This is a genomic window from Williamsia herbipolensis, from assembly GCF_000964005.1.
GTDB lineage: Bacteria > Actinomycetota > Actinomycetes > Mycobacteriales > Mycobacteriaceae > Williamsia_A > Williamsia_A herbipolensis.
The window spans coordinates 1-20181 of record NZ_JXYP01000032.1; the positions used below are offsets into that span (position 1 = coordinate 1).

A 20181-nucleotide genomic window follows, 5' to 3' on the forward strand; every position below is an offset into this window, starting at 1 on the left:
CGTGCCGCGATCGCCGACGGCCACAACCAGTACCCACCCGGTCCCGGTATCCCGGCGCTCCGTCAGGCGGTCGCCGATCACCAATCACGCCGCCTCGGAATCGAATATGACCCGGACACCGAGGTCCTCATCACCGTCGGCGCCACCGAGGCGATCGCGGCGGCAGTGGTTGGACTGGTGGAACCCGGCCACGAGGTGGTCCTCATCGAACCGTTCTACGACGCCTACGCCGCGGCGACCGCGATGGCGGGCGCATTCCGGTCCACCGTCCCGCTCGTCGCCGACGGCGACGGTTTCGTCCTCGACCGCGATGCCCTTGCGACGACCATCACCGACAGCACCGCCATGGTCATCGTCAACAGCCCGCACAACCCCACCGGGACGGTCCTCTCCGACGACGACCTCGCGGCGATCGCCGACGCCTGCATCCGCCATGACGTGATCGTGCTCAGCGACGAGGTCTACGAACACCTCGTCTTCGACGGGCGCTCCCACGCGACGATCGCCGCGTTGCCGGGGATGGCCGAACGGACGTTGCGCGTGTCGAGCGCGGCCAAGACGTTCAACGTCACCGGGTGGAAGGTCGGCTGGATCTCCGGTCCCGCGCGTCTCGTCGCCGCGGCGCGCACGGCCAAGCAGTTCATGTCCTATGTGGGCAGCGGCCCCTTCCAACCGGCGATCGCGCACGCGCTGGATCACGAGATGGATTGGGTCGACGCGTCGTGTGCCGCGCTCGAGCGCAAGCGCGATCTGCTGTCGGGCGCGCTGCGCGAGGTGGGTTTCGACGTCCACCGGACCGAGGGCACGTTCTTCGTCTGCGCCGATCCGCGGCCCCTCGGCTACTCCGATGGCGAACAGCTGTGCCGGGACCTGCCCGCACGGATCGGGGTCGCTGCGGTGCCGGTCAGCGCGTTCGTCGATCGGCGCGACAACTGGTCGCACCTGGTCCGATTCGCGTTCGCCAAGCGCGACGAGGTACTGGTCGAGGGCGCACAGCGCCTGCGCGCGCTGCAACGGTGATCCCTGAACCCCCTCGCACACGTGTTCGATCGCCGCTAGACTGAGCGCATGAGTACGGCCGGGTTGCAGGGCTCCCTGTTCGACGAGGTGACCGATGAGCCCTCCTGCGCCGACCTGGCGCCGATCGTCACGAGGCGCACCCTCACCGACGGCGCGTGGGTCGATGTCGCGCCGGGATGGGTCGCCGGCGCGGCGCAGCTGCACGAGCGCCTCTCCGACGATGTGCCGTGGCGGGCCGAGCGACGCGCCATGTACGACCGCGTGGTGGACGTGCCCCGACTGCTGTGCCAGTACGGCGAGGGTGTCGCGCTCCCCCATCCACTGCTCGTGACGATGCGCGACGTACTGTCCGAGCACTATCGCCCCGAACTGCCCGAGGGTTTCGCGACCGCCGGCCTGTGCCTCTATCGCGACGGATCCGACAGTGTGGCCTGGCACGGCGACACCATCGGACGCGGCAGCACCGAGAACACGATGGTGGCGATCGTGTCGCTCGGCGCGCCCCGCCCGCTGATGTTGCGCCCGCGCGGCGGCGGCGCATCCCTGAAGTTCGTTGTTGCACAGGGTGACCTGCTCGTCATGGGCGGGAGCTGCCAACGCACCTGGGAGCACGCGATACCCAAGGTCACCGGTGTGGGCCCGAGGATCAGCGTGCAGTTCCGGCCCTCCGGCGTGTGGTGATCGATATCGGTCAGGCCGCCGGCCACAGGTACCACCGCCGCCAGGTGATGTCGAAGCGGTGATTCGTGTTCGGTCCGCGAGGCGGATCGTCGGCCACGAGGTGGGCCAGTTGGTGTTCGATGTCGAGGACCGGTAGTGGTGGTGGTTCGGCGATGTCTGGCGAATCCTGGTGTAGGACCTCGTCGATCCGGTGGAGTTGGTTGGCGCGGAGCTTGTCGGGTGGGTCGGTGTTGCGTCTCCAGCCATACCGCCCGCGGTCGGGGCCGTCGGTGATCTTCTCGGTGCTCCACTGGTGCGGTTCAGAACCGACGGCCCGGTTGTGGCGTCCGCAGGCGGGTGCCATGTGCGGCGAGTCGGTGAGACCACCGTCGGCCCAATCGGCGTCGGCGTGGTGCATCTCGGTGTGGGCGAACGAAGTCGCGCAGTCGTCTTTGCTACAGCCCCTGTAGTGGGCGAAGGCCATCAACCGCTGCGCCTGCGACGCGAGGCGTCGGTCGCGGCCGAAGAACAGCGGCTCGTTGGTGACGTCGCTGAACACTGCGAGATGGGTCTGTGCATCGGCAGCGAGTTTGATCACGTCGCTGATCGGGAGGTCGGCGCCGGTGGCGGTGCGCGCGATGCCGGCGTGGTCGCGGAGTTGGGCGTCGGTGATGGAGACAATGATCTGCGGCGGCAAACCCCGATGGGAGTTGCCGAGGAGTCCGCCGTTGACCGCAGCATCGAGCAAAGCTTTGAATGCGTCATGGTTCCGCTGACTCTGCGAGCGGCAGTCGCGGTCGGCTGCTTCCTTCAGCAGCTCGGGGTTCGCGTCCTCATGGTCACCTTTGGGTGACTGGTCGTCGTCGGGGTTGTTCATGCCGGGTGCCGCCCACTTGGCGAGGACGACGTCGAACAGTGCCCGCGTGATCGGATCCAGCGTCGCGGTCAGCTTCGACATGAGCTGCGAGTCCTGGCAGCCCAGGTTCAGTTTCCGATTCCTGGCGCGATCGCGGTCGTCGGTGAGAATGCCGTCCGGATCAAGATGCGCCAGGATCCGCACCCCGGCGGCGCCGATCTCTTTGGGCGTGAGTGTGGTTGCGAATTCGGCGAGGACTTCCTCGGCCCGCGCCCGCTGTTCCACGCCGACGGCCGAGGGGATCTTCTTCATCACGTCGAGAACCGCATGCACGTGATCGGGACCGATCGTTCCGGCGGCCAACTCGCGAGCGGTGTTCGGGCAGACCGGTGGCAGTTTCTCGCCGGTCATCGCGTGCATGGGTTCGAGGGAGCGGATCGCGTCGAGCCGCTTCTTGGGGTGGGTGACGCGGAGTTTCGTCCGGAGGAATTCGGTGACGGTCACGCATCCCACGGTCCGGTGGGCGTCGCGGTCGGAGACCTCGAGGATCCGCTGGTTACCGATGGATTCGAATTGACGGACAACGCTGTGGTGGTCGATCGCCAATTGCGCGACGATCTCGTCGTCGTGGGCGTCTGAGGTCTCTTTCGCGATCTCCTTCACCAGGGCTTGCAGGGCAGCGTATTTCGCCACGAGATCGCTCACGGACTGCCCCCTCCCCAGGTGTGACTGTACGTCTATTCTAGCACGTGTGTTCGAGGTGTGGAGGATTGAATTCAGTGAATGTTGTTCACTGTGAACGTATTTCGCGTGGAGGTTGGGTTCTACTGCCGCTGACGGTGCGGAAGCCGGACGTCGAGTGTGCGTTGTCTCGTTGTCGGCAAGCGGTGTGTTGTCAGCACACTCGACGACCGTTTCCACACAGTCAGCAGTACCTACGGCCGTTTCCACACAGTCAGCAGTACCTACGGCCGTTTCCACACAGTCAGCATCTGGGGGCTAGCCGGTGGAGTTGTTGACCGCGAGGCAGTAGCCCAGTGGAGTGGGCTTCTCGAACGTGATGGGAATGCCGTCGGTGCAGTCGATCTCGGTGGCGTCCTCACGATTCTTCACCGTGACCACCTGGGCTCCACCCTCGGCCGGCTCGGCACCGCACTCGACCTCGGTGAAGTCGGTGATCGATCCGCCCGGACCGGCGAGCTGATAGCACTTGTCCACCTGCATGTTCGGCACCAGGCACAACTTGCCCTTGTCCTCCTGCGTCAGCTGGGAGTACTGCTCGTTGGCGCAGTTCGCACCACCGTCGATCTTCTCGGCGACCACGAAGTTGAATGTGTCGCTGCCGCAGTCGACCGTCTTCGGCTTGGCGGCGGTACTGCTGCCGCTCACGGTGATGCAGTCGCCGGCCTTCGCGTCGTTGATGTCGGTGATGGTGTCCTTGGAGGCGACCACGCCGATGATCACGACCACCACGAGAAGCAACACCACGACGCCGCCGATGATGGCGAACAACTTCTTGCGCGACTTCTTCGGCGGTGCGCCGTAGGGCGCGGCACCGTAGGGCGGAGGCGCACCGTAGGGCGCGGCGCCGGGGCCACCAGGCTGCGGCGGAACCCCACCGGGAGGGATCGGTGCCGATCCAGGCGGCGGCCCTGCCTGCGGGTAGGTCGGCGGGGACGTCGGGGGCTCACCCGCGGGGATCGACGGTGACGACTCGTCCGGCTTCGGATCATCAGGACTGGTCACAACTGTTCTCCGATCATCGCGGGCGGTGATCGGAGAGAAGTTACAGCGCCTTCCGGTCGAAAGCGACTGTTACCGACGGGAGCGAACGTGTCCTCGTGACCGTCAGAGGTCGAAGGTGACGCCCGTCAGCTTCTCCGACGCGACCCACAACGACTGCGCCACACTCTCGTTGCGCGCCTTGGGCAACGGTTTGGTGAGCGTCGGCGCGCCGCGCAGACCACCGAGGCCACGGGGACCGTAGAACGCACCCGACGCCGCCTCGGGCGAGGTCGCCGCGTAGAGCTCGGGCAGTGCGCCGTCGGCCGCCGACTGGGCGACGAGATTGCTCAGCTTCATGAACCGGTCATAGAACGACTCGGTGTGCGACTGCAGATTTGTGCTGGCGTAGCCGGGATGGGCGCACATCGACGACACCGCCGACCCCGACCGGCCGAGCTTGCGCGCCAGTTCGAACGCGAACATGAGGTTCGCGAGCTTCGACTGACCGTAGGCCGACCACCGCTCGTAGCGACGGTGGTCGTAGTTGAGGTCGTCGAGATCGATCTTGCCGATCGCGTGGGCGAACGACGACACCGTGACCACCCGATCGGTGATCTTCGGCAGCAGCAGCCCGGTCAGCGCGAAGTGGCCGAGATGATTTGTACCGAACTGCATCTCGAAGCCGTCGGCGGTGCGCGACTTCGGGACGGCCATCACGCCGGCGTTGTTGATCAGCACGTCGAGGTGGTCGATGCCTTCGGCGAACGCCCGCACCGACGACAGGTCGGCGAGATCGAGCGCGGCCACCGAGGCGTTCGGTCCGATCTCGGCGGCGACAGGCTCGGCTTTCGACACCGTGCGGCAGGCGAGGATCACCGTCGCCCCCGCGGCACCGAGAGCCTTCGCCGCCTGGGCGCCGAGACCGCTGTTGGCGCCGGTGATGACCACCGTGCGGCCGGTCTGATCCGGGATGTCGTTCGTCGACCATGTGCTCACGCGCCGATGCTACCCGGGCGCCGCGCGTGGGTAGGGTCGCGAGCATGGCCGACCCCGTGACCCCGGAGCCACCGACCCCGGAGCCGTTGACGTTCGCCGATGTCGACGACGCCGCGTCCACGCTCGCCGGCGTCGCCCACCGGACCCCGGTGCTCACCTGCACCGCGATCGACGACGCCGCCGGCGCGCAGCTGTTCTGCAAATGCGAGAACCTGCAGCGCATGGGCGCCTTCAAGTTTCGCGGCGCCTACACCGCCGTCGCGCGTCTGGACCCTCAGGTGCGTCGGCGCGGTGTCGTGACCTATTCCTCGGGCAATCATGCGCAGGCGTTGTCGCTGGCCGCGCGACTGCACGGCATCGACGCCACCATCGTGATGCCGCACGACGCACCCGCACCCAAGGTCGCCGCGACGCAGGGATACGGCGGGACCATCGTGCGTTACGACCGCTACACCGAGGACCGCACCGCGATCGCCGCGGAGATCGCCGAGCGGACCGGGGCGACGGTGATCCCGCCGTACGACCATCCCGACGTGATCGCCGGCCAGGGCACCGCGGCGCTCGAACTGCTCACCGACGTGCCCGATCTCGACGTGCTGCTGGTGCCGTTGGGCGGGGGCGGGTTGCTCAGCGGCTCACTGCTCGCCGCGGGCGGCCTGGCCCCCGACACCCGTGTCTACGGGGTGGAGCCGGCGGCCGGTGACGACGGCCTGCGTTCGCTGCGGTCGGGATCGATCGTCACGATCGACCCGCCGCGCACCATCGCCGACGGCGCTCAGACCACCCACCTCGGCGACCACACGTTCCGCGTCATCGCCGAGCGGGTCACCGACATCCTCACCGTCGAGGATTCCGAACTGATCACCGCGATGCAGTTCGTGGCTACACGCGCCAAACTGGTCATCGAACCGACCGCGGCGCTGGGGGTGGCCGCGGCGCTCGACGCCCGACACGGGTTCAGCGGTCTGCGCATCGGCGTGATCCTGTCCGGCGGCAACGTCGATCTCGCGCGCCTGGCGGCCCCGACACCGTAGAACCCCCAGGGTTCAGCGGCGACCGCGCAGGATCGACAGGGGCTTGCGGATCAGTCCGTCGACGAGATCGGTGATCGGCGACTCCCCGTTGGGCAGGAGGTCGATCGGGGCGAACAGCTCGGTTGCCGCACCGCGGCCGCGCAGGGTGATCGCACCCATCGACACCCATTCCCACATCTCGTCGTGCGCCACGATCCCGGACCCGGCGTCGTCGTCGGCCTCGTCGTCGGTCGTGGGCGCGTCACCCAGCAGATCCGCGACGGCCGCGCCACCGGCGAGCACGTTCGACTTGGCGCTCTTCGCCACCTCGGCGAGACGCGCGCACTCGTTCACCGGATCGCCGATCACGGTGTACTCGTACCGGGTCTCGGCGCCGATGTTGCCGGCGAACACGCGCCCGGCGGACACACCGATGCCCACCCGCAACGGGTGCAGGGCCTCGAGTTCGGCGCCCAGTTCGCGGGCCGCGCGCAGGGCCGCGGCCGACGGGTCCTCCATGGGGTTCGGTGCACCGAACACCGCGAGGGCGGCGTCACCCTCGAACTTGTTGATGAAGCCGTGGTGGCGTTCGACGACCTCGGCGACGATCGTGAAGAAGCGGTTGAGCATCTCGGCGACGACGGTGGGGTCGGCCGACTCGGCGAAGCGCGTGGAGCCCTCGATGTCGACGAACAGCACACCGACGTCGGTGTTGACCCCGTGCATGCCGACGTCGTGCGACAGGGCCTGTGCGGCGACCTCGCTGCCGACGTGGCGCGCGAACAGGTCGCGCAGGCGTTCACGTTCGGTGAGGCCGTCCACCATCTCGTTGAAGCCGTGCTGCAGCACGCCGAGCTCGGAGGAGTCGTAGACGTCGACCTTCGTGTCGTATTCGCCCTCGCCCACGCGGTCGACGGCACGCCGCATACCGCGCAGGGGGTCGGTGATCGACTTCGACACCAGTGCGATCGCACGGGCACCGCTGAGGAGACAGACCGCGGCGAGGACCACGGTGGGGACGTCGAGTGCGGTGTGGCTCGGCGGCACCCAGCCGATCGCACGGCCGATGTTCATCATCAGCATCCCGACCAGGGGCACACCGCTGCACACCACCCAGAGCACGATCATGCGTTCGCGGACACCGAGCATGGGCCGACGCGGCGGTGCGTCGCGCATCGCCGCGGCGACCATGGGACGGCCCGCCCGCTCGAGGACCATGTAGGTGACACAACCCGAGGACGCCCCGGCCAGCGCGAAGGCGCAGCTGACGATCAGCATCTGGATGGGCGAGGCGTCGGCGCTGACCACCGCATAGGTCAGGACACCGGCGGCCCAGCCCATCGCGGTCGCGACGACGCCGTGCATGGGCATCCGTTGCACCGAGCGCCGGCGATGGGCGTCGGCGGGCTCACCACTGGTGAACCATGCGGTCTGCGGGCGCACCATCGAGACGCCGGCGATGAGGTCGACGACCACACCGACGATCAACGCGAGGGTGACCGCGACGATCGAGGTCTTCGCCTCGGAGATCAACGACAGATCGCCGCCGCTGGTGACCAGGGCGACGAGGATGACGGTCTCGATGCCGACCGCGACGTTGGCGACCACGATGCCGAGCACCGCGATCGTCATGAGTCGGCGTGCCACGGTCCGTCGCTCGGCCGGGTCGATCGATTCCCAGTCGCGCCCGGCGAAGGGATAGTCGCCGGCGACCGATCGCACCAGGCCGAAGCCCGGGAGTCGCGACGGGTTGAGGAGACGCTCGCGAGTGCTGCGGCCACCGAGTCTGCGGACCCGTGCTGTCGCACGTCCTGTCATCTCCGTCACCGCCTTCCCCGAATCCGCGCCACCTAACGCAACACCTTTTGCGAAATCGTACATAACGCAACCGACATTGCGTTAGGCTCGGCCGCGTGGCCACGCCCCAGAAGACCCACCGACGCGGTAAGGCGGTCGTCGACGGGGTGCTCAATGCTGCGGTGAACGAGCTGCTCAACACCGGTTTCGACGGCGTCACGATCGCATCGGTGGCCGAAGCCGCGGGCGTACATGTGACATCGGTCTACCGGCGCTGGAAAACCAAGGAACAACTCATCACCGATGCACTGCTGAGCCACATCGACATCGGTTCGGTGACCGTCCCCGACACCGGCGACCTCCGCAGCGACCTGGTCGAGCTCACGATCGGGCTGCGCGACTCGCTCTCGTCGCCCCAGAGCAAGGCCCTGCTGCGCCTGGCGACCATGTCTCTCGACTTCGACCGGCTCGACGAGGCCCGGCGGCGACTCGTCGACGACCGGATGACCACCGTCGGCGTGATCCTGGAACGCGCCGTGGCCCGCGGCGAGATCACCGAGACCGTCGATCACCGACTCGCGCTCGAGTCGCTCTACGCGCCGATCTACGCCCGACTGCTTCTCACACACCAACAGGTCGACGAGGAGTATCTGACCGGCCTCGTCGACCTGCTGGTGCACGGCATCGCGCCCCGCTGAACGGTCAGCGGCGCAGCAGGAGCTGGTGGTAGGCAGCGCGGAACGCGGCGCGCTCGATCTCACGTCGGTTCTGTCGCCGCAGATGTCGTTGCAGCCGTTCCTCATCGGTCAACTCCACCGGCTCGCGCCGCGGACGCAGACGCGTCCACACCGACCGCAGGTCGAGGCCGCGGGATGCCCACACAACGTGCGATGTACTCATCGTCTCTCCTCCGATCGGTGTGTTCCTGCAACACATTTCACCGATGAAGGTAGACGTCTCGTTCAGGCACGTCGACTGAATTTATTGCCCTGGAAAAGGATTGGCGCGACCACCCTCGCGTCTGCGAAGATGGCCGCGCCACTCTCATTCGCCGGGCCCGCTCTCGCTCCGGGCCTCGCGTTGTTCCGGCTGTCAGGAAGCTTTGAGTGCCTCGATCTCGAGGGTGATGGTGATCTTGTCGCCGACCACGGCGCCGCCGGTCTCGAGCGGCATGTCGATGTCGATGCCGAAGTCCTTGCGGTTCAGCTCGACCGAGGCCTCGAAGCCCGCGACCTCGCCGTGGCCCATGCCGGGGTTGACGCCGTTGAACTCGAGGTCCAGATCGACCGACTTGGTGACGCCCTTGAGGGTGAAGTCGCCGGTGAGGACGTAGTCGCTGCCGGACTTGGTCACCGACTTCGAGACGAAGGTGGCGGTGGGGTGGGTGTCGGCGTCGAAGAAATCGGCGGACTTGATGTGGCCGTCGCGCTGCTCGTTCTTGGTGTTGATCGAGGTGACGTCGATCTCGGCGGTGACCGAGGGGGTGCCGTCGGCGGCGATGGTGATCGCGCCACTGAAGGTGTCGAACGTGCCCCGCACCTTGCTGACGACGAGGTGGCGGACCGAGAAGGCGATCGCCGAGTGGACCGGATCGATGTTCCAGGTGCCCGCGGCGAGATCGGTGGTGGTGATGGTGTCGGCCATGAGGTTTCTCCTACAGGGATGGTGTGAACCGGGGCGGTTCGCGTTGCTGACACCCATTCAACCGGACCACGGTCCGGATGTATTCCACCGGGGCGCACATTCGCGGTGAACAGTTGGTTCGCGCGGGTCAGCGCCAGGCGAACACCGGCTGTTCGAGCTCGTCCACCCGCGTCGCCCGCCCGGCGAGGACCACTTCGGCGAACTGGTAGATCACCGCGGCGGTCGGTGCGTGCACCAGCGCCCCGACGATCGGGAGTTGGATCACCGGTCGGGGCGACTCCGGTATCGAGATGAATCGCGGTTCGACCGCGACCTCGTCCATCGGGATGAAGTAGAGGGTGGCGACCTCGTCCTCGTTCAGCGCGGTCACGCGGTCGGGTCCGGCCCACACCACGATGGGCGCCATCACGTAGCCCGAGCGTGTCGGGTAGTCGTCGAGCCGACCGATGACGTCGTCGCGGCCGGCGGTCACGCCGATCTCCTCGTGCAGTTCCCGCAACCCGGCGTCGATGTCGTCCTCACCCGGATCGAGACGTCCTCCGGGCAGCGCGTACTGCCCGGGATGTTCCCGCATGCGATCGGGTCGCTTGGTCAGCCAGATCCCGTGGACACCGTCGACGGAGGTCACCGCGATGACCACCGCGGCGCGCCGGGTGTCCGGCGGGTCGACACGGGTGAAGGGAAACGCCGCGAGGCGGTCGGCAATGCGGGCACGCACGCCCGGGTCGTCACCGGTGAGGTCGATGGTGGCCCCGCTGCTGTCCATCACCCCACTGTCCAACGACACCTCCTTCCGGGCACGCGCGGGGTGCGTTTCAGACGCGGCGACCCTGGCCCTCCCAGAACGGGGCACGCAGCTCGCGTTTGAGGATCTTGCCGCTGGGGTTGCGTGGCAGCGCATCGATCACGTCGACCGTGCGCGGGCACTTGTATCCGGCAAGGCGGGTGCGACAGAACGCGATGACCTCGTCGGCCTCGATGGGGGCCGACACCGCGACCACCGCCTTCACCGATTCACCCCACCGCTCGTCGGGGACGCCGATCACCGCGGCGTCGGTGACCGAGGGGTGTTCCATGAGCACGCGCTCCACCTCGGGTCCGTACACGTTCTCGCCACCGGTGATGATCATGTCCTTGATCCGGTCGTCGACGAAGACGTATCCGTCGGCGTCCATGCGCCCGATGTCGCCGGTGCGCAACCAGCCCTCGGGGGTGATGGTCTCGGCCGTGGCGTCGGGCCGGTTGAGGTACCCGGTCATGGCATGCACTGTGCGCAGCCAGATCTCACCCTCCTCGCCCGCGGCCACGTCCTCGCCCGACACCACGTCGACCACGCGGATCTCGACACCGGGCAGTGCGGTGCCGACCGACACCAGCAGGTGTTCGCGAGCGGGATCGCGATGCACCTCCGGACGCAGAACGGTGGCCACGCCCGCGATCTCGGTCTGCCCGTAGACCTGGACGAAATCGATGTGCGGCCAGGCGTCCAGCGCCCATTGCAGCAGCGGCAGCGGCATCGGTGCGGCGCCGTAGCCCACGAACTTGAGCTTGGCGAACGCGCCGATCGCGCCCTCACCCGCGGCGAGGAAACCGGCGAGCACCGGCGGTACGAAGAAGGCGTGCGTGGCGCCGGCCACGAAGGCCCCCACCAGCGACGCCGCGTCGGGTTCGCGGGTCATGATGCTCGGCACCCCGGCACGGATCCCGATGAACGCATACGAGATCCCGCCGACGTGGAACAGCGGCATCGCGACGAGGCTGATGTCGCCTGCGGCGTAGGGGAACACGTCGCCGTTGTCGACGGTGTGGGTGATCAGCGCACGCTGATCGAGGACGACGCCCTTGGGGCGACCGGTGGTGCCGGAGCTGTAGATGACCAGCAGTGCATCGGTGTCGACGACATCGGCACCGGCCGGGGTCGGCTCGCCCGCGGCCAGGAAGGACTCGTAGTCGTCGGCGCCCTCGCCGCCGACCACCAGCGTCCGCGTGACCGCCGGGGTGCGGTCGGCCACCGCCTCGACCGACTCGGCGAACTCGGCACCGGCGAACACCATCGTCGAGCCGCTGTCGACGAGGACGTGGACGAGCTCGTCGCCGGCCTGGCGCCAGTTGACGATGGCGACAGCGGCACCGAGGGCGGCGACGGCGAAGGTGACCTCGAGGCACGCGGGGTGGTTCTTGTCGACGAAGGCGACAGTGTCCCCGCGCCCGATACCCGCCGAGCGCAGCGCACCGGTGAGGCGTCGGATCCGCAGATCCCACTGCTCCCACGTCCACGAGGTGTCGCCGTAGGTGATGGCGGTCGCGTCGGGGCGTTCCTGCGCCCACCGCGTGACGAAGTCCGGGAGCAGCCCCCGACCGTCGGTGACGGTCTGTGGACCCGGGTCGAGATCGGCGGTCATCGGAACTCCTCTGCCTGGCGTCGAGTGATCGCGAGTGTAACGGCGATCACACTCCGGTTCCGCGGAATCGGACACCGCGATCCGCTCCGGCCTCACGACAGACCGTCCCCGCCGACGCAAGTCGGTTCTGGCACCGGGGTTTTCGCGCCTGCAGTACGCTCCCGACATGGCCGACCCCACACCGGAGGACCCCACGCGCTGGCTCGACACCGACGAGCTCGAGTCGTGGATGGCGCTGACCACGGTGATGATCCGGCTGCCCGCCGCCCTCGGTCGACAGCTGCAGCGGGACTCGGGCCTCACCCACTTCGAATACCAGGTGCTGGCGGGGTTGTCGCAGGCCCCCGACCGCACGCTGCGGATGAGCGATCTCGCCGTGGTGACCGAGGGTCAGCTCCCGCGGCTGTCGCAGGTGACCGCACGCATGGAGAAGCGGGGATGGCTGACCCGCGCCACCGACCCCTCTGACGGCCGCTTCACGTTGGCCTCGCTCACCGACGACGGCATGCAGGTCCTCGTCGATGCCGCACCCGGGCACGTCGAGGCCGTGCGACGACTGGTCTTCGATCCCCTGACCTCCGCACAGATCCGACAGCTCCGCGAGATCGGCAGGCGCCTGCGGTCCTCGCTCGACGACGAGGACCGCTAACGCGCCGACCGGCAGGGTCGCTCAGGCCGCGGTGACCCGCTCGCGCTCGACGGCGACCGTTCGGCGCGTCCAGGGCAGGCGCGTGCCCAGGACTCCGTCGACACTGAACCGGCCGGCACCGACGGCCGCGATGACCAGCGCCGCGGCACCGAGGCCGAGCACCAGCTCGTAGCCACCGTCGGAGATCCAGATCCCGTTGCCGATGTGCGCGATGAAGTAGGCCCCGATCATGTCCGCGACGAGCAGGATCGCGAAGATCGGCGTGAGAAGCCCTGCGATGAGCGCGATCCCGCCGAGGATCTCCACCCAGGTGGCGAGGAACGCCGAGACCCCGGGGACCGGCGCGCCCATCCCCGCGAACGCGGTCTTGGTTCCTGCGTATCCCCACACGTCGAGTTTCTGCAGTCCGTGGGCGAGGAAGACGACCCCCACCCCGACGCGGGCGAGAAGCAGGGCGATGTCGCGCGGGACAGTGGTGTTCATGGGTCCTCCAGCAGTGGCAACGAAGCGACTTTCACTTCATACGTGAAGTGAAAAAGTAGCAGTCGATTACTTCACGCTGCAAGTATTCGAGGTCACCAGCGCGATCGATGACGGCGTGACGCGCAGGTGATGCACACCCCGGTCGCGGGCAGGGCCTCGAGTCGGACCTCCGCGATGTCGCCCCCGCAGTCCAGGCACCGTCCGTAGGTGCCGTCCCCGAGACGTGCGAGTGCGGCGTCCACCTCGGCGACACGCTCGGTCGACCGTTCGATCTGTGCGACGAGCTGTCCCCGCTCGAACGCGAGCGTCGAGCCCTCCGGGTCGTGTTCGTCGTCGGCGTGTTCATCGACCGCGGCGTCGACGACCGCCGAGAGCCGGGCGCGCATCGACCCGATGAGCGCCGACGCGTCCGCACGTTCGGCGGCGAGTCGAACACGCGCGATGTCGGGGTCCATGTGCGCACGGTACGGCCCGCCTCCGACACCGGCCGATGGGAGAAGATCACAGAGCACCCGCACCTTCCGACGGGCGATGACCGGTCTTGGGCCCGATCCCTCGGCACAGCACGACCCCCGCCCCTAGAGTCGAGGAGATCGCGTCACCCGCGCCGATCCTCACCCGCAAGAAAGGCGTTCGATGACGTTCTCGCTGGCTCTGACCGACGACCACATCACGTTGCGCGACTGGGCGCACGAGTTCGCCGAGAAGACGATCCGGCCCGCCGCGGCGGAGTACGACGAGAGCGAGGAGACGCCGTGGCCGGTGCTGCAGGAGGCCGCGAAGGCGGGTCTCTACGGCTTCGAGATCATGTCCAACCTGCGCGAGGACGAGACCGGCCAGAGTTTCCCCATCCTCACCGAGGAACTGTTCTGGGGTGACGGTGGCATCGGTCTGGCCATCATGGGCACCGGCCTGGCCGCGGCCGGGATCGCCGCCGCGGGAACGCTCGAGCAGATCATCGAGTGGGTCCCCCAGTGCTACGGCTCGGCCGACGACGTGAAGGTCGCCGGTTTCTGCTCCTCGGAGCCCGAAGCCGGTTCCGACGTGGCGAACATGCGCACCACGGCCAAGTACGACGAGGCCTCCGACGAGTGGGTGATCTCGGGCCAGAAGGCGTGGGTGACCAACGGCGGCATCGCCGATGTGCTGGTGGTGCAGGCCGTCGTCGAACCCGGTCTCGGCTCGCGGGGACAGGCCGCGTTCGTGCTGAAGTCCGACACCGCCGGCATCGCGTCGCCGAAGAAGCTGCGCAAGCACGGATTGCACGCCTCGAACACCGCCGACATCTTCTTCGACGACGTCCGCGTCCCCGGCAGCGCCCTGCTCGGCGGCAAGGAAAAGCTCGACGCCAAGATCGCCCGCGCCAAGGAGGGCCGCAAGACCGGTGCCCAGGCCGCGATGGCGACCTTCGAGACGACCCGACCCACCGTCGGTGCGATGGCCATCGGCGTCGCGCGGGCCGCCTACGAGTACGCCCTCGACTACGCCAAGGATCGGGTGGTGTTCGGCAAGCCGATCATCGAGAACCAGGCGATCTCGTTCATGCTCGCCGACATGGCCACCGAGATCGACGCGGCACGACTGCTGGTGCGTCGCGCCGCCTGGATGGGTGCGGCGAAGCAGCCGTTCGCCGCGGCCGAGGGGTCGATGAGCAAGCTCAAGGCCGGTCGCGTCGCGGTGTGGTCCACCGAGCGCGCGATCCAGATCCTCGGCGGTGTCGGCTACACCCGCGAGTACCCGGTGGAGCGGATGCACCGTGACGCCAAGATCTTCGACATCTTCGAGGGCACCGAGCAGATCCAGCAGCTCGTCATCGCGCGCGCCATCTCGGGTGTGCGCCTGACCTGAGAACGGCTCAGCGCGGGACGGTTTCGGCGTTCGGTACCCCGATACGCGCGGCGTGCAGGTGGGTGGCCGCGGCCACCTCGAGGTGCGCGAGGTCGTTGGCGATGCAGACGAAGGTGTAGCCGCGGTCGATCCGCAGAGCCGCGGTCGCGCCGTCGGGGGCGTGGATCCCGGCGGCGACGCCGTGGCGGCGGGCGGTGTCGGCGACGGTGGCCAAGGCCTGCTCGTACACCTCACCGATCGACGGGTCGTACGGATACGCGCCGCCGAGCGCGATCGACAGATCCGACGGCCCGACGTACACGCCGTCGAGTCCGTCCACGGCACAGATGGATTCGATGTTCTCGAGCGCCTCGAGGGTCTCGATCATCGCGATCACGACGGTCGCCTCGTTGGCCTCGGCGGGGCGCGGACCAATCCGCAGTGCCGACCGTGCCGGTCCGTAGGACCGCACACCCAGCGGGGCGTAGCGGGTCGCGGCGACCGCGTGCACCGCGTCGGCGGCGGTGTTGACCATCGGCACGATGACGCCCACGGCGCCGGCGTCGAGGGCGCGCTCGATGAGGCGTTCGGAGTTCTCGCCGACGCGGACGAGCCCGACGGCGGTGCGGCCGGCGTCGATCGCCATCATCCCGTTGAGGATGCCCGCGTACCCCATCATCCCGTGCTGCTCGTCGAGGCAGACGAAGTCGTAGCCGACGCGTGCGATGCGCTCGGTGGCAGGCGGCGCATCGAGCGTCACCCAGTATCCGATCGACTCGCGACGTTCTCGGATGGTGCGTGCGAATGTGATGGCGTCCATGTGTGAGCCCTTCTGTTGCCTGGCTCTCACCCTGCTGTCGGGGCGCCGGGGGCGTCAACGGCGATGTGACCGAAAATAATGCAACTTAGTGCCGTGACAGGGTGGACCGATGACAGGTGTGGGCGGCGAGCGACGGGACAGGGATCCCGACGGCCGCCCACGCAACGCCCGTCCCCGTGACGGGCTGGGTCGACCGTTGCCACGTGGCGCCGTCGGCGTGCCCCGGGCGCCCGAGGGTGTCGTGCGCAGTGTCTCCGAGACGATCGAGCAGGCGCAGGAACTCCTGGACTCGGGTCGGCCCTTCCATGCCCACGAGGTGTTCGAGGACGCATGGAAGTCCGCGCGCGATCGAGGATCCGACGACGCGGAGCTGTGGAAGTCCCTGGCGCAGCTGGCGGTCGGTCTCACCCACCGTCTGCGCGGACGCCCCGAGGGCGCCGACCGGTTGCTGCGTCGCGGAGCGCAGGGGTTGCGGCCGTTCGCCGCCGACCCGCCGCACGGACTCGACGTGGTGGGTCTCATCGCCTGGGCGGCGCTACCCGACACCACCGATCCGCCCCGACTCCGCTGACTGTTCACATCGACAAGATTTAGGCCCAGAGTGAACGAAAACCGCTGGTGCGCAGTCGAGCTGCAGGGTGACTAGTATTCCGCAGATGACGAGCCGACCGCGCGCCTACCTGGTGCTCGCGACCCAACGCAGCGGCAGCACGCTGCTCGTGGAGTCGCTGCGCGCCACCGGCCAGGCCGGGCACCCCGAGGAGTTCTTCCAGTACCTGCCCCACAGTGACCTCGCCCCGCAACCGCTCGAGTGGTTCGCCGGTGTCACCGACGAATCGATCCTGCGTCTGCTCGACCCCCTCGAACCCGGGACCCCGCAGACCGAGACCGCGCAGGAGTGGGCGGCGCGTATCCGGAGTGTCGGCGCCACCGACAACGGCGTGTGGGGCGGCAAGTTGATGTGGAACCAGACGCCGCTGCTCACCGCGCACGCCGCGGGTCTGCCGAACCGCTCGGGCACGGACCTGCGCTCGGCGATCGCCGATCTGCTCGGTCCCGACGTTCTCTACGTCCACGTGTACCGCGACGACATCGCGGCGCAGGCCGTCTCGATGTGGCGGGCAGTGCAGACCCGTGTGTGGCGTGGTGCCGCCGACCCCGAGGTCGATGCCCGCGCCGAGTACCACGCGGGCGGCATCGCCTACCTGCACCGGATCCTCGCCGAGCAGGAACGCAGCTGGCGACGCTGGTTCGCCGAAGCCGACGTCTCCCCCATCGAGATCAACTACCGACAACTGGCCTCCGACACCACCGCCGAGGTGGCAAGGGTGCTCGAGGCCCTGGACCTCGACCCCGGCCTCGCCCCGCCGCCGGTGCTGCAGCGCCAGGCCAACGCGCGATCGTCGGACTGGATCGCCCGATATCAGCGCGACAGTCACGGCACCGAACCCCTCGAGAAAGGAGCGTCCGCATGACCGTGCCCACGCTCACCGACGACACCACCCACGTCGACGAACTGCGGGCCCTGGAGGCCGAGTCGGTCCACATCATCCGCGAGGTGGTGGCCGAGCTCGAACGGCCCGTGCTGCTCTTCTCCGCGGGCAAGGACTCCATCGTGCTGCTGCGGTTGGCCGAGAAGGCCTTTCGGCCCTCGCCGCTGCCCTTCCCGGTGCTCCATGTCGACACCGGCCACAACTTCCCGGAGGTCATCGAGTTCCGCGACCGCCGCCTCGGCGACGCCGGCCACACCCTGGTGGTCGGTTCGGTGCAGAAGTCGATCGACTCCGGGCGCGCCCAGGAGATCGGCGGCCCCAACGCATCTCGCAACCGCCTGCAGACCCGCACGCTGCTCGACGCGCTGGAGGCCGGCCACTACGACGCCGCGTTCGGCGGCGCCCGTCGCGACGAGGAACGTGCCCGCGCGAAGGAGCGGGTGCTGAGCTTCCGCGACGAGTTCGGGCAGTGGGACCCGCGCGCTCAGCGCCCCGAACCGTGGTCGTTGTACAACGGCCGCATCCGCCGGGGCGAGCAGGTGCGGGTGTTCCCGCTGAGCAACTGGACCGAGCTCGACATCTGGCGCTACATCGAACTCGAGGAGCTCGAGCTGCCGTCGATCTACTTCGCGCACGAGCGCGAGGTGTTCGAGCGTGACGGGATCCTTCTGGCGACATCGGAGTTCACGTCGCCGAGTGAGTCGGAGAGTGCCGCGGTCGAGTGGGTCCGCTACCGCACCGTCGGTGACCTCACCATCACCGGTGCCGTGCGCTCGCACGCCACCGACATCGCCGGCGTGATCGCCGAGATCTCGGCCGCCACGGTGTCCGAACGCGGCGAGACCCGCGCCGACGACCGCACATCGATCGCGGCCATGGAAGACCGGAAACGCGAAGGATACTTCTGATGACGACCCACGCCCACCGCCAACTGCTGCGCCTGGCCACGGCCGGTTCGGTCGACGACGGCAAGTCCACGCTCATCGGTCGTCTCATGTTCGACACCGACAGCCTGCCCCTCGACCACATCGAGGCGGTGCTCAAAGACGGTGTCCCCGACCTCGCGGCGTTGTCGGACGGTCTGCGCGCCGAGCAGGAGCAGGGCATCACCATCGATGTCGCGTACCGCTTCTTCTCCACCGAGACCCGCAACTACATCCTCGCCGACACCCCGGGACACGAGCGCTACACGCGCAACATGTTCACGGGCGCGTCCACCGCGCACGTGGCGATCCTGCTGGTCGACGCGAGCGCCGGCGTCCTTCGCCAGACCCGTCGCCATGCCCGGATCGCGACGCTGCTAAACGTCAGACACCTCGTCGCCGCGGTGAACAAGATCGACCTCATCGGATACGACGAGCAGAAATTCCGTGCGGTCGAGACCGAACTCGCCACGCTCGCAGAACGTCTCGGCGGCGCCGAGCTGACGGTGATCCCGTTGGCCGCCAAGGACGGCGACAACGTGGTGCACCGGTCGGAGAACACGCCCTGGTACACCGGACCGACCCTGCTCGAGTACCTCGAGTCGATCGAACTCGTCGCCCCCTCGGCACAGGCGACCGAGCTCCGACTGCCGGTGCAGTGGGTCTCGCGGCCGGTGGGCACCGAGCGTCGTCGCTACACGGGTCGGTTGTCGGCGGGCACCCTCGCCGTCGGCGACCCGATCGTGGCCCTGCCGTCGGGTTCGCGCAGCACCGTCACCGCACTCGACACCCTCGACGACGACCGCGACGTCGCGGTCGCCCCGCTGTCGGTGGCGGTCCAACTCGCCGACGACATCGACATCGGCCGCGGCGACGTACTCGTCAGCGGTGACGACGCGGCCCACGTGCCCGTCCTCGCCCGCGAACTCGACGCCACGGTCTGCTGGTTCGGCGAGACACCGCTGCGGGCCGGGGACCGACTGTCGCTCAAGCACACCGCCACCACCGTGCGCGCCACCGTGCAAGACCTGTCGTCGCGGCTCGACCCCGAGACCCTCGATGAGCAGGACGGCCCGGTCGAGTTGGCGCTCAACGACATCGGCGTCGTGACGCTGCGCACCAGTTCCATCGTGGTGGCCGACCCGTACGTCGGCAACCGTGACGCCGGCGCGTTCATCCTCATCGACGAGACCACCAACGACACCGTGGGCGCGGGCACCATCCTCGACGCCCGCGAGGTGAAGCCCGGCGCGCAGGTCCGCAAGGACGTCAAGTGGCACCCCTCGGCGCTCAACCGGACGCACCGCTGGGGTGCGACCGGTCAATCCGGAGCGACGGTGTGGCTGACCGGCCTGCCCGCCTCGGGCAAGTCGACGGTCGCGGTGGCGCTCGAGCGCGCACTCGTCGAATCCGGCCGCACCGCATACCTGCTCGACGGCGACAACGTGCGTCACGGTCTGTCCGACGATCTCGGATTCACCCCGGGTGACCGGGCCGAGAACATCCGTCGGGTCGGGCACCTCACGCGACTGCTCGCCGACGCGGGCGTGGTCGCCATCGCGTCGCTGGTGTCGCCGCTGGAATCCGATCGGGCCATTGCCCGCGCCCTCAACGACGCCGCCGACCTGCCCTTCGTCGAGGTCGCGGTGGCCACCCCGCTCGCCGAGTGCGAGCGCCGCGATCCCAAGGGCCTCTACGCCCGGGCCCGCGCCGGGGAGCTCAAGGGCCTCACCGGCATCGACGCGCCCTACGAGGCGCCGGCGAACCCGGACATCACCATCGACACCACCGACGCCGACATCGACGACCTCGTGCGCCAGATCCTCACCGTCCTCGACGAGGTCGCCCCGCGCCCCTGACCACTCCGATCGGG

21 protein-coding genes are annotated in these 20181 nt (G+C 68.5%); 10 read left to right on the plus strand and 11 right to left on the minus strand.

Annotated features, from left to right (window positions below):
* Both TU34_RS17450 and TU34_RS17455 read left to right on the plus strand, forming a co-directional pair.
* Positions 1–1020: aminotransferase class I/II-fold pyridoxal phosphate-dependent enzyme (locus tag TU34_RS17450; RefSeq protein WP_045824189.1), on the plus strand; the 1020-nt coding region annotated here is incomplete at its 5' end.
* A gap of 48 nt (positions 1021–1068) precedes the next feature.
* Positions 1069–1701, plus strand: coding sequence for an alpha-ketoglutarate-dependent dioxygenase AlkB (locus TU34_RS17455; protein ID WP_045824190.1), 633 nt, complete (start codon positions 1069–1071; stop codon positions 1699–1701).
* A 10-nt stretch (positions 1702–1711) separates the two neighbouring features.
* Here the strand turns inward: TU34_RS17455 and TU34_RS17460 are convergent, their stop codons facing one another.
* The 3 genes from TU34_RS17460 to TU34_RS17470 form a co-directional block, all read right to left on the minus strand.
* Positions 1712–3241, minus strand: coding sequence for an HNH endonuclease signature motif containing protein (locus TU34_RS17460; RefSeq protein WP_052689024.1), 1530 nt, complete (start codon positions 3239–3241; stop codon positions 1712–1714).
* 294 nt (positions 3242–3535) lie between these two features.
* Complete coding sequence (locus tag TU34_RS17465; protein WP_052689025.1) at positions 3536–4282, minus strand: LppU/SCO3897 family protein; 747 nt, start codon at positions 4280–4282, stop codon at positions 3536–3538.
* A gap of 102 nt (positions 4283–4384) precedes the next feature.
* Positions 4385–5257 carry an oxidoreductase gene (locus TU34_RS17470; RefSeq protein ID WP_045824191.1) on the minus strand — a complete coding sequence of 291 codons (873 nt, stop codon included), beginning with the start codon at positions 5255–5257 and terminating at the stop codon, positions 4385–4387.
* Between the two features lie 44 nt (positions 5258–5301).
* Here TU34_RS17470 and TU34_RS17475 point away from each other — a divergent pair, with 44 nt between their 5' ends.
* A complete protein-coding gene (locus TU34_RS17475; protein ID WP_045824218.1) occupies positions 5302–6291 on the plus strand; it encodes a threo-3-hydroxy-L-aspartate ammonia-lyase in 990 nt (329 codons plus the stop codon).
* A gap of 12 nt (positions 6292–6303) precedes the next feature.
* Here the strand turns inward: TU34_RS17475 and TU34_RS17480 are convergent, their stop codons facing one another.
* The gene (locus TU34_RS17480; RefSeq protein WP_082080401.1) at positions 6304–8088 is read right to left on the minus strand and encodes an adenylate/guanylate cyclase domain-containing protein; all 1785 of its coding nucleotides are present in this window, start codon (positions 8086–8088) and stop codon (positions 6304–6306) included.
* A gap of 95 nt (positions 8089–8183) precedes the next feature.
* On the opposite strand from TU34_RS17480, the gene TU34_RS17485 reads away from it, so the two are divergent.
* The gene (locus TU34_RS17485; RefSeq protein WP_045824193.1) at positions 8184–8765 is read left to right on the plus strand and encodes a TetR/AcrR family transcriptional regulator; all 582 of its coding nucleotides are present in this window, start codon (positions 8184–8186) and stop codon (positions 8763–8765) included.
* A 4-nt stretch (positions 8766–8769) separates the two neighbouring features.
* Here the strand turns inward: TU34_RS17485 and TU34_RS17490 are convergent, their stop codons facing one another.
* From TU34_RS17490 to TU34_RS17505, 4 genes are all read right to left on the minus strand, one after another.
* Positions 8770–8967, minus strand: a complete 198-nt coding sequence (locus TU34_RS17490) for a hypothetical protein (protein ID WP_150116585.1) — start codon at positions 8965–8967, stop codon at positions 8770–8772.
* A 192-nt stretch (positions 8968–9159) separates the two neighbouring features.
* A complete protein-coding gene (locus TU34_RS17495; protein WP_045824195.1) occupies positions 9160–9711 on the minus strand; it encodes a YceI family protein in 552 nt (183 codons plus the stop codon).
* A gap of 127 nt (positions 9712–9838) precedes the next feature.
* Entirely contained in the window at positions 9839–10477 is a 639-nt protein-coding gene (locus tag TU34_RS17500) for an NUDIX hydrolase (protein ID WP_045824196.1), read from the minus strand.
* Between the two features lie 49 nt (positions 10478–10526).
* Positions 10527–12113: an AMP-binding protein gene (locus tag TU34_RS17505; RefSeq protein WP_045824197.1), complete on the minus strand. Its 1587-nt coding sequence runs from the start codon at positions 12111–12113 to the stop codon at positions 10527–10529.
* Positions 12114–12279: 166 nt separating this feature from the next.
* Between TU34_RS17505 and TU34_RS17510 the strand changes: the two genes are divergently transcribed.
* Positions 12280–12762 carry a MarR family winged helix-turn-helix transcriptional regulator gene (locus TU34_RS17510; protein WP_045824198.1) on the plus strand — a complete coding sequence of 161 codons (483 nt, stop codon included), beginning with the start codon at positions 12280–12282 and terminating at the stop codon, positions 12760–12762.
* 21 nt (positions 12763–12783) lie between these two features.
* Here the strand turns inward: TU34_RS17510 and TU34_RS17515 are convergent, their stop codons facing one another.
* Both TU34_RS17515 and TU34_RS17520 read right to left on the minus strand, forming a co-directional pair.
* Positions 12784–13245, minus strand: a complete 462-nt coding sequence (locus TU34_RS17515; protein WP_045824199.1) for a DoxX family protein — start codon at positions 13243–13245, stop codon at positions 12784–12786.
* A gap of 92 nt (positions 13246–13337) precedes the next feature.
* Positions 13338–13700, minus strand: a complete 363-nt coding sequence (locus TU34_RS17520) for a TraR/DksA family transcriptional regulator (protein ID WP_045824200.1) — start codon at positions 13698–13700, stop codon at positions 13338–13340.
* Between the two features lie 181 nt (positions 13701–13881).
* Between TU34_RS17520 and TU34_RS17525 the strand changes: the two genes are divergently transcribed.
* Positions 13882–15093, plus strand: coding sequence for an acyl-CoA dehydrogenase family protein (locus TU34_RS17525; RefSeq protein WP_045824201.1), 1212 nt, complete (start codon positions 13882–13884; stop codon positions 15091–15093).
* Positions 15094–15100: 7 nt separating this feature from the next.
* Here the strand turns inward: TU34_RS17525 and TU34_RS17530 are convergent, their stop codons facing one another.
* Entirely contained in the window at positions 15101–15892 is a 792-nt protein-coding gene (locus tag TU34_RS17530) for an HpcH/HpaI aldolase family protein (RefSeq protein ID WP_045824202.1), read from the minus strand.
* A gap of 109 nt (positions 15893–16001) precedes the next feature.
* Here TU34_RS17530 and TU34_RS17535 point away from each other — a divergent pair, with 109 nt between their 5' ends.
* From TU34_RS17535 to cysC, 4 genes are all read left to right on the plus strand, one after another.
* Entirely contained in the window at positions 16002–16463 is a 462-nt protein-coding gene (locus TU34_RS17535; RefSeq protein WP_045824203.1) for a DUF309 domain-containing protein, read from the plus strand.
* An 85-nt stretch (positions 16464–16548) separates the two neighbouring features.
* Positions 16549–17367 carry a trehalose 2-sulfotransferase gene (gene stf0 / locus TU34_RS17540; RefSeq protein WP_045824204.1) on the plus strand — a complete coding sequence of 273 codons (819 nt, stop codon included), beginning with the start codon at positions 16549–16551 and terminating at the stop codon, positions 17365–17367.
* Positions 17364–18293, plus strand: coding sequence for a sulfate adenylyltransferase subunit CysD (gene cysD / locus TU34_RS17545; protein WP_045824205.1), 930 nt, complete (start codon positions 17364–17366; stop codon positions 18291–18293). Before stf0 ends, cysD begins: the two co-directional genes overlap by 4 nt.
* Complete coding sequence (cysC, locus tag TU34_RS17550) at positions 18293–20167, plus strand: adenylyl-sulfate kinase (protein ID WP_045824206.1); 1875 nt, start codon at positions 18293–18295, stop codon at positions 20165–20167. The genes cysD and cysC overlap by 1 nt, the downstream gene beginning before the upstream one ends.
* Positions 20168–20181: the final 14 nt, after the last annotated feature.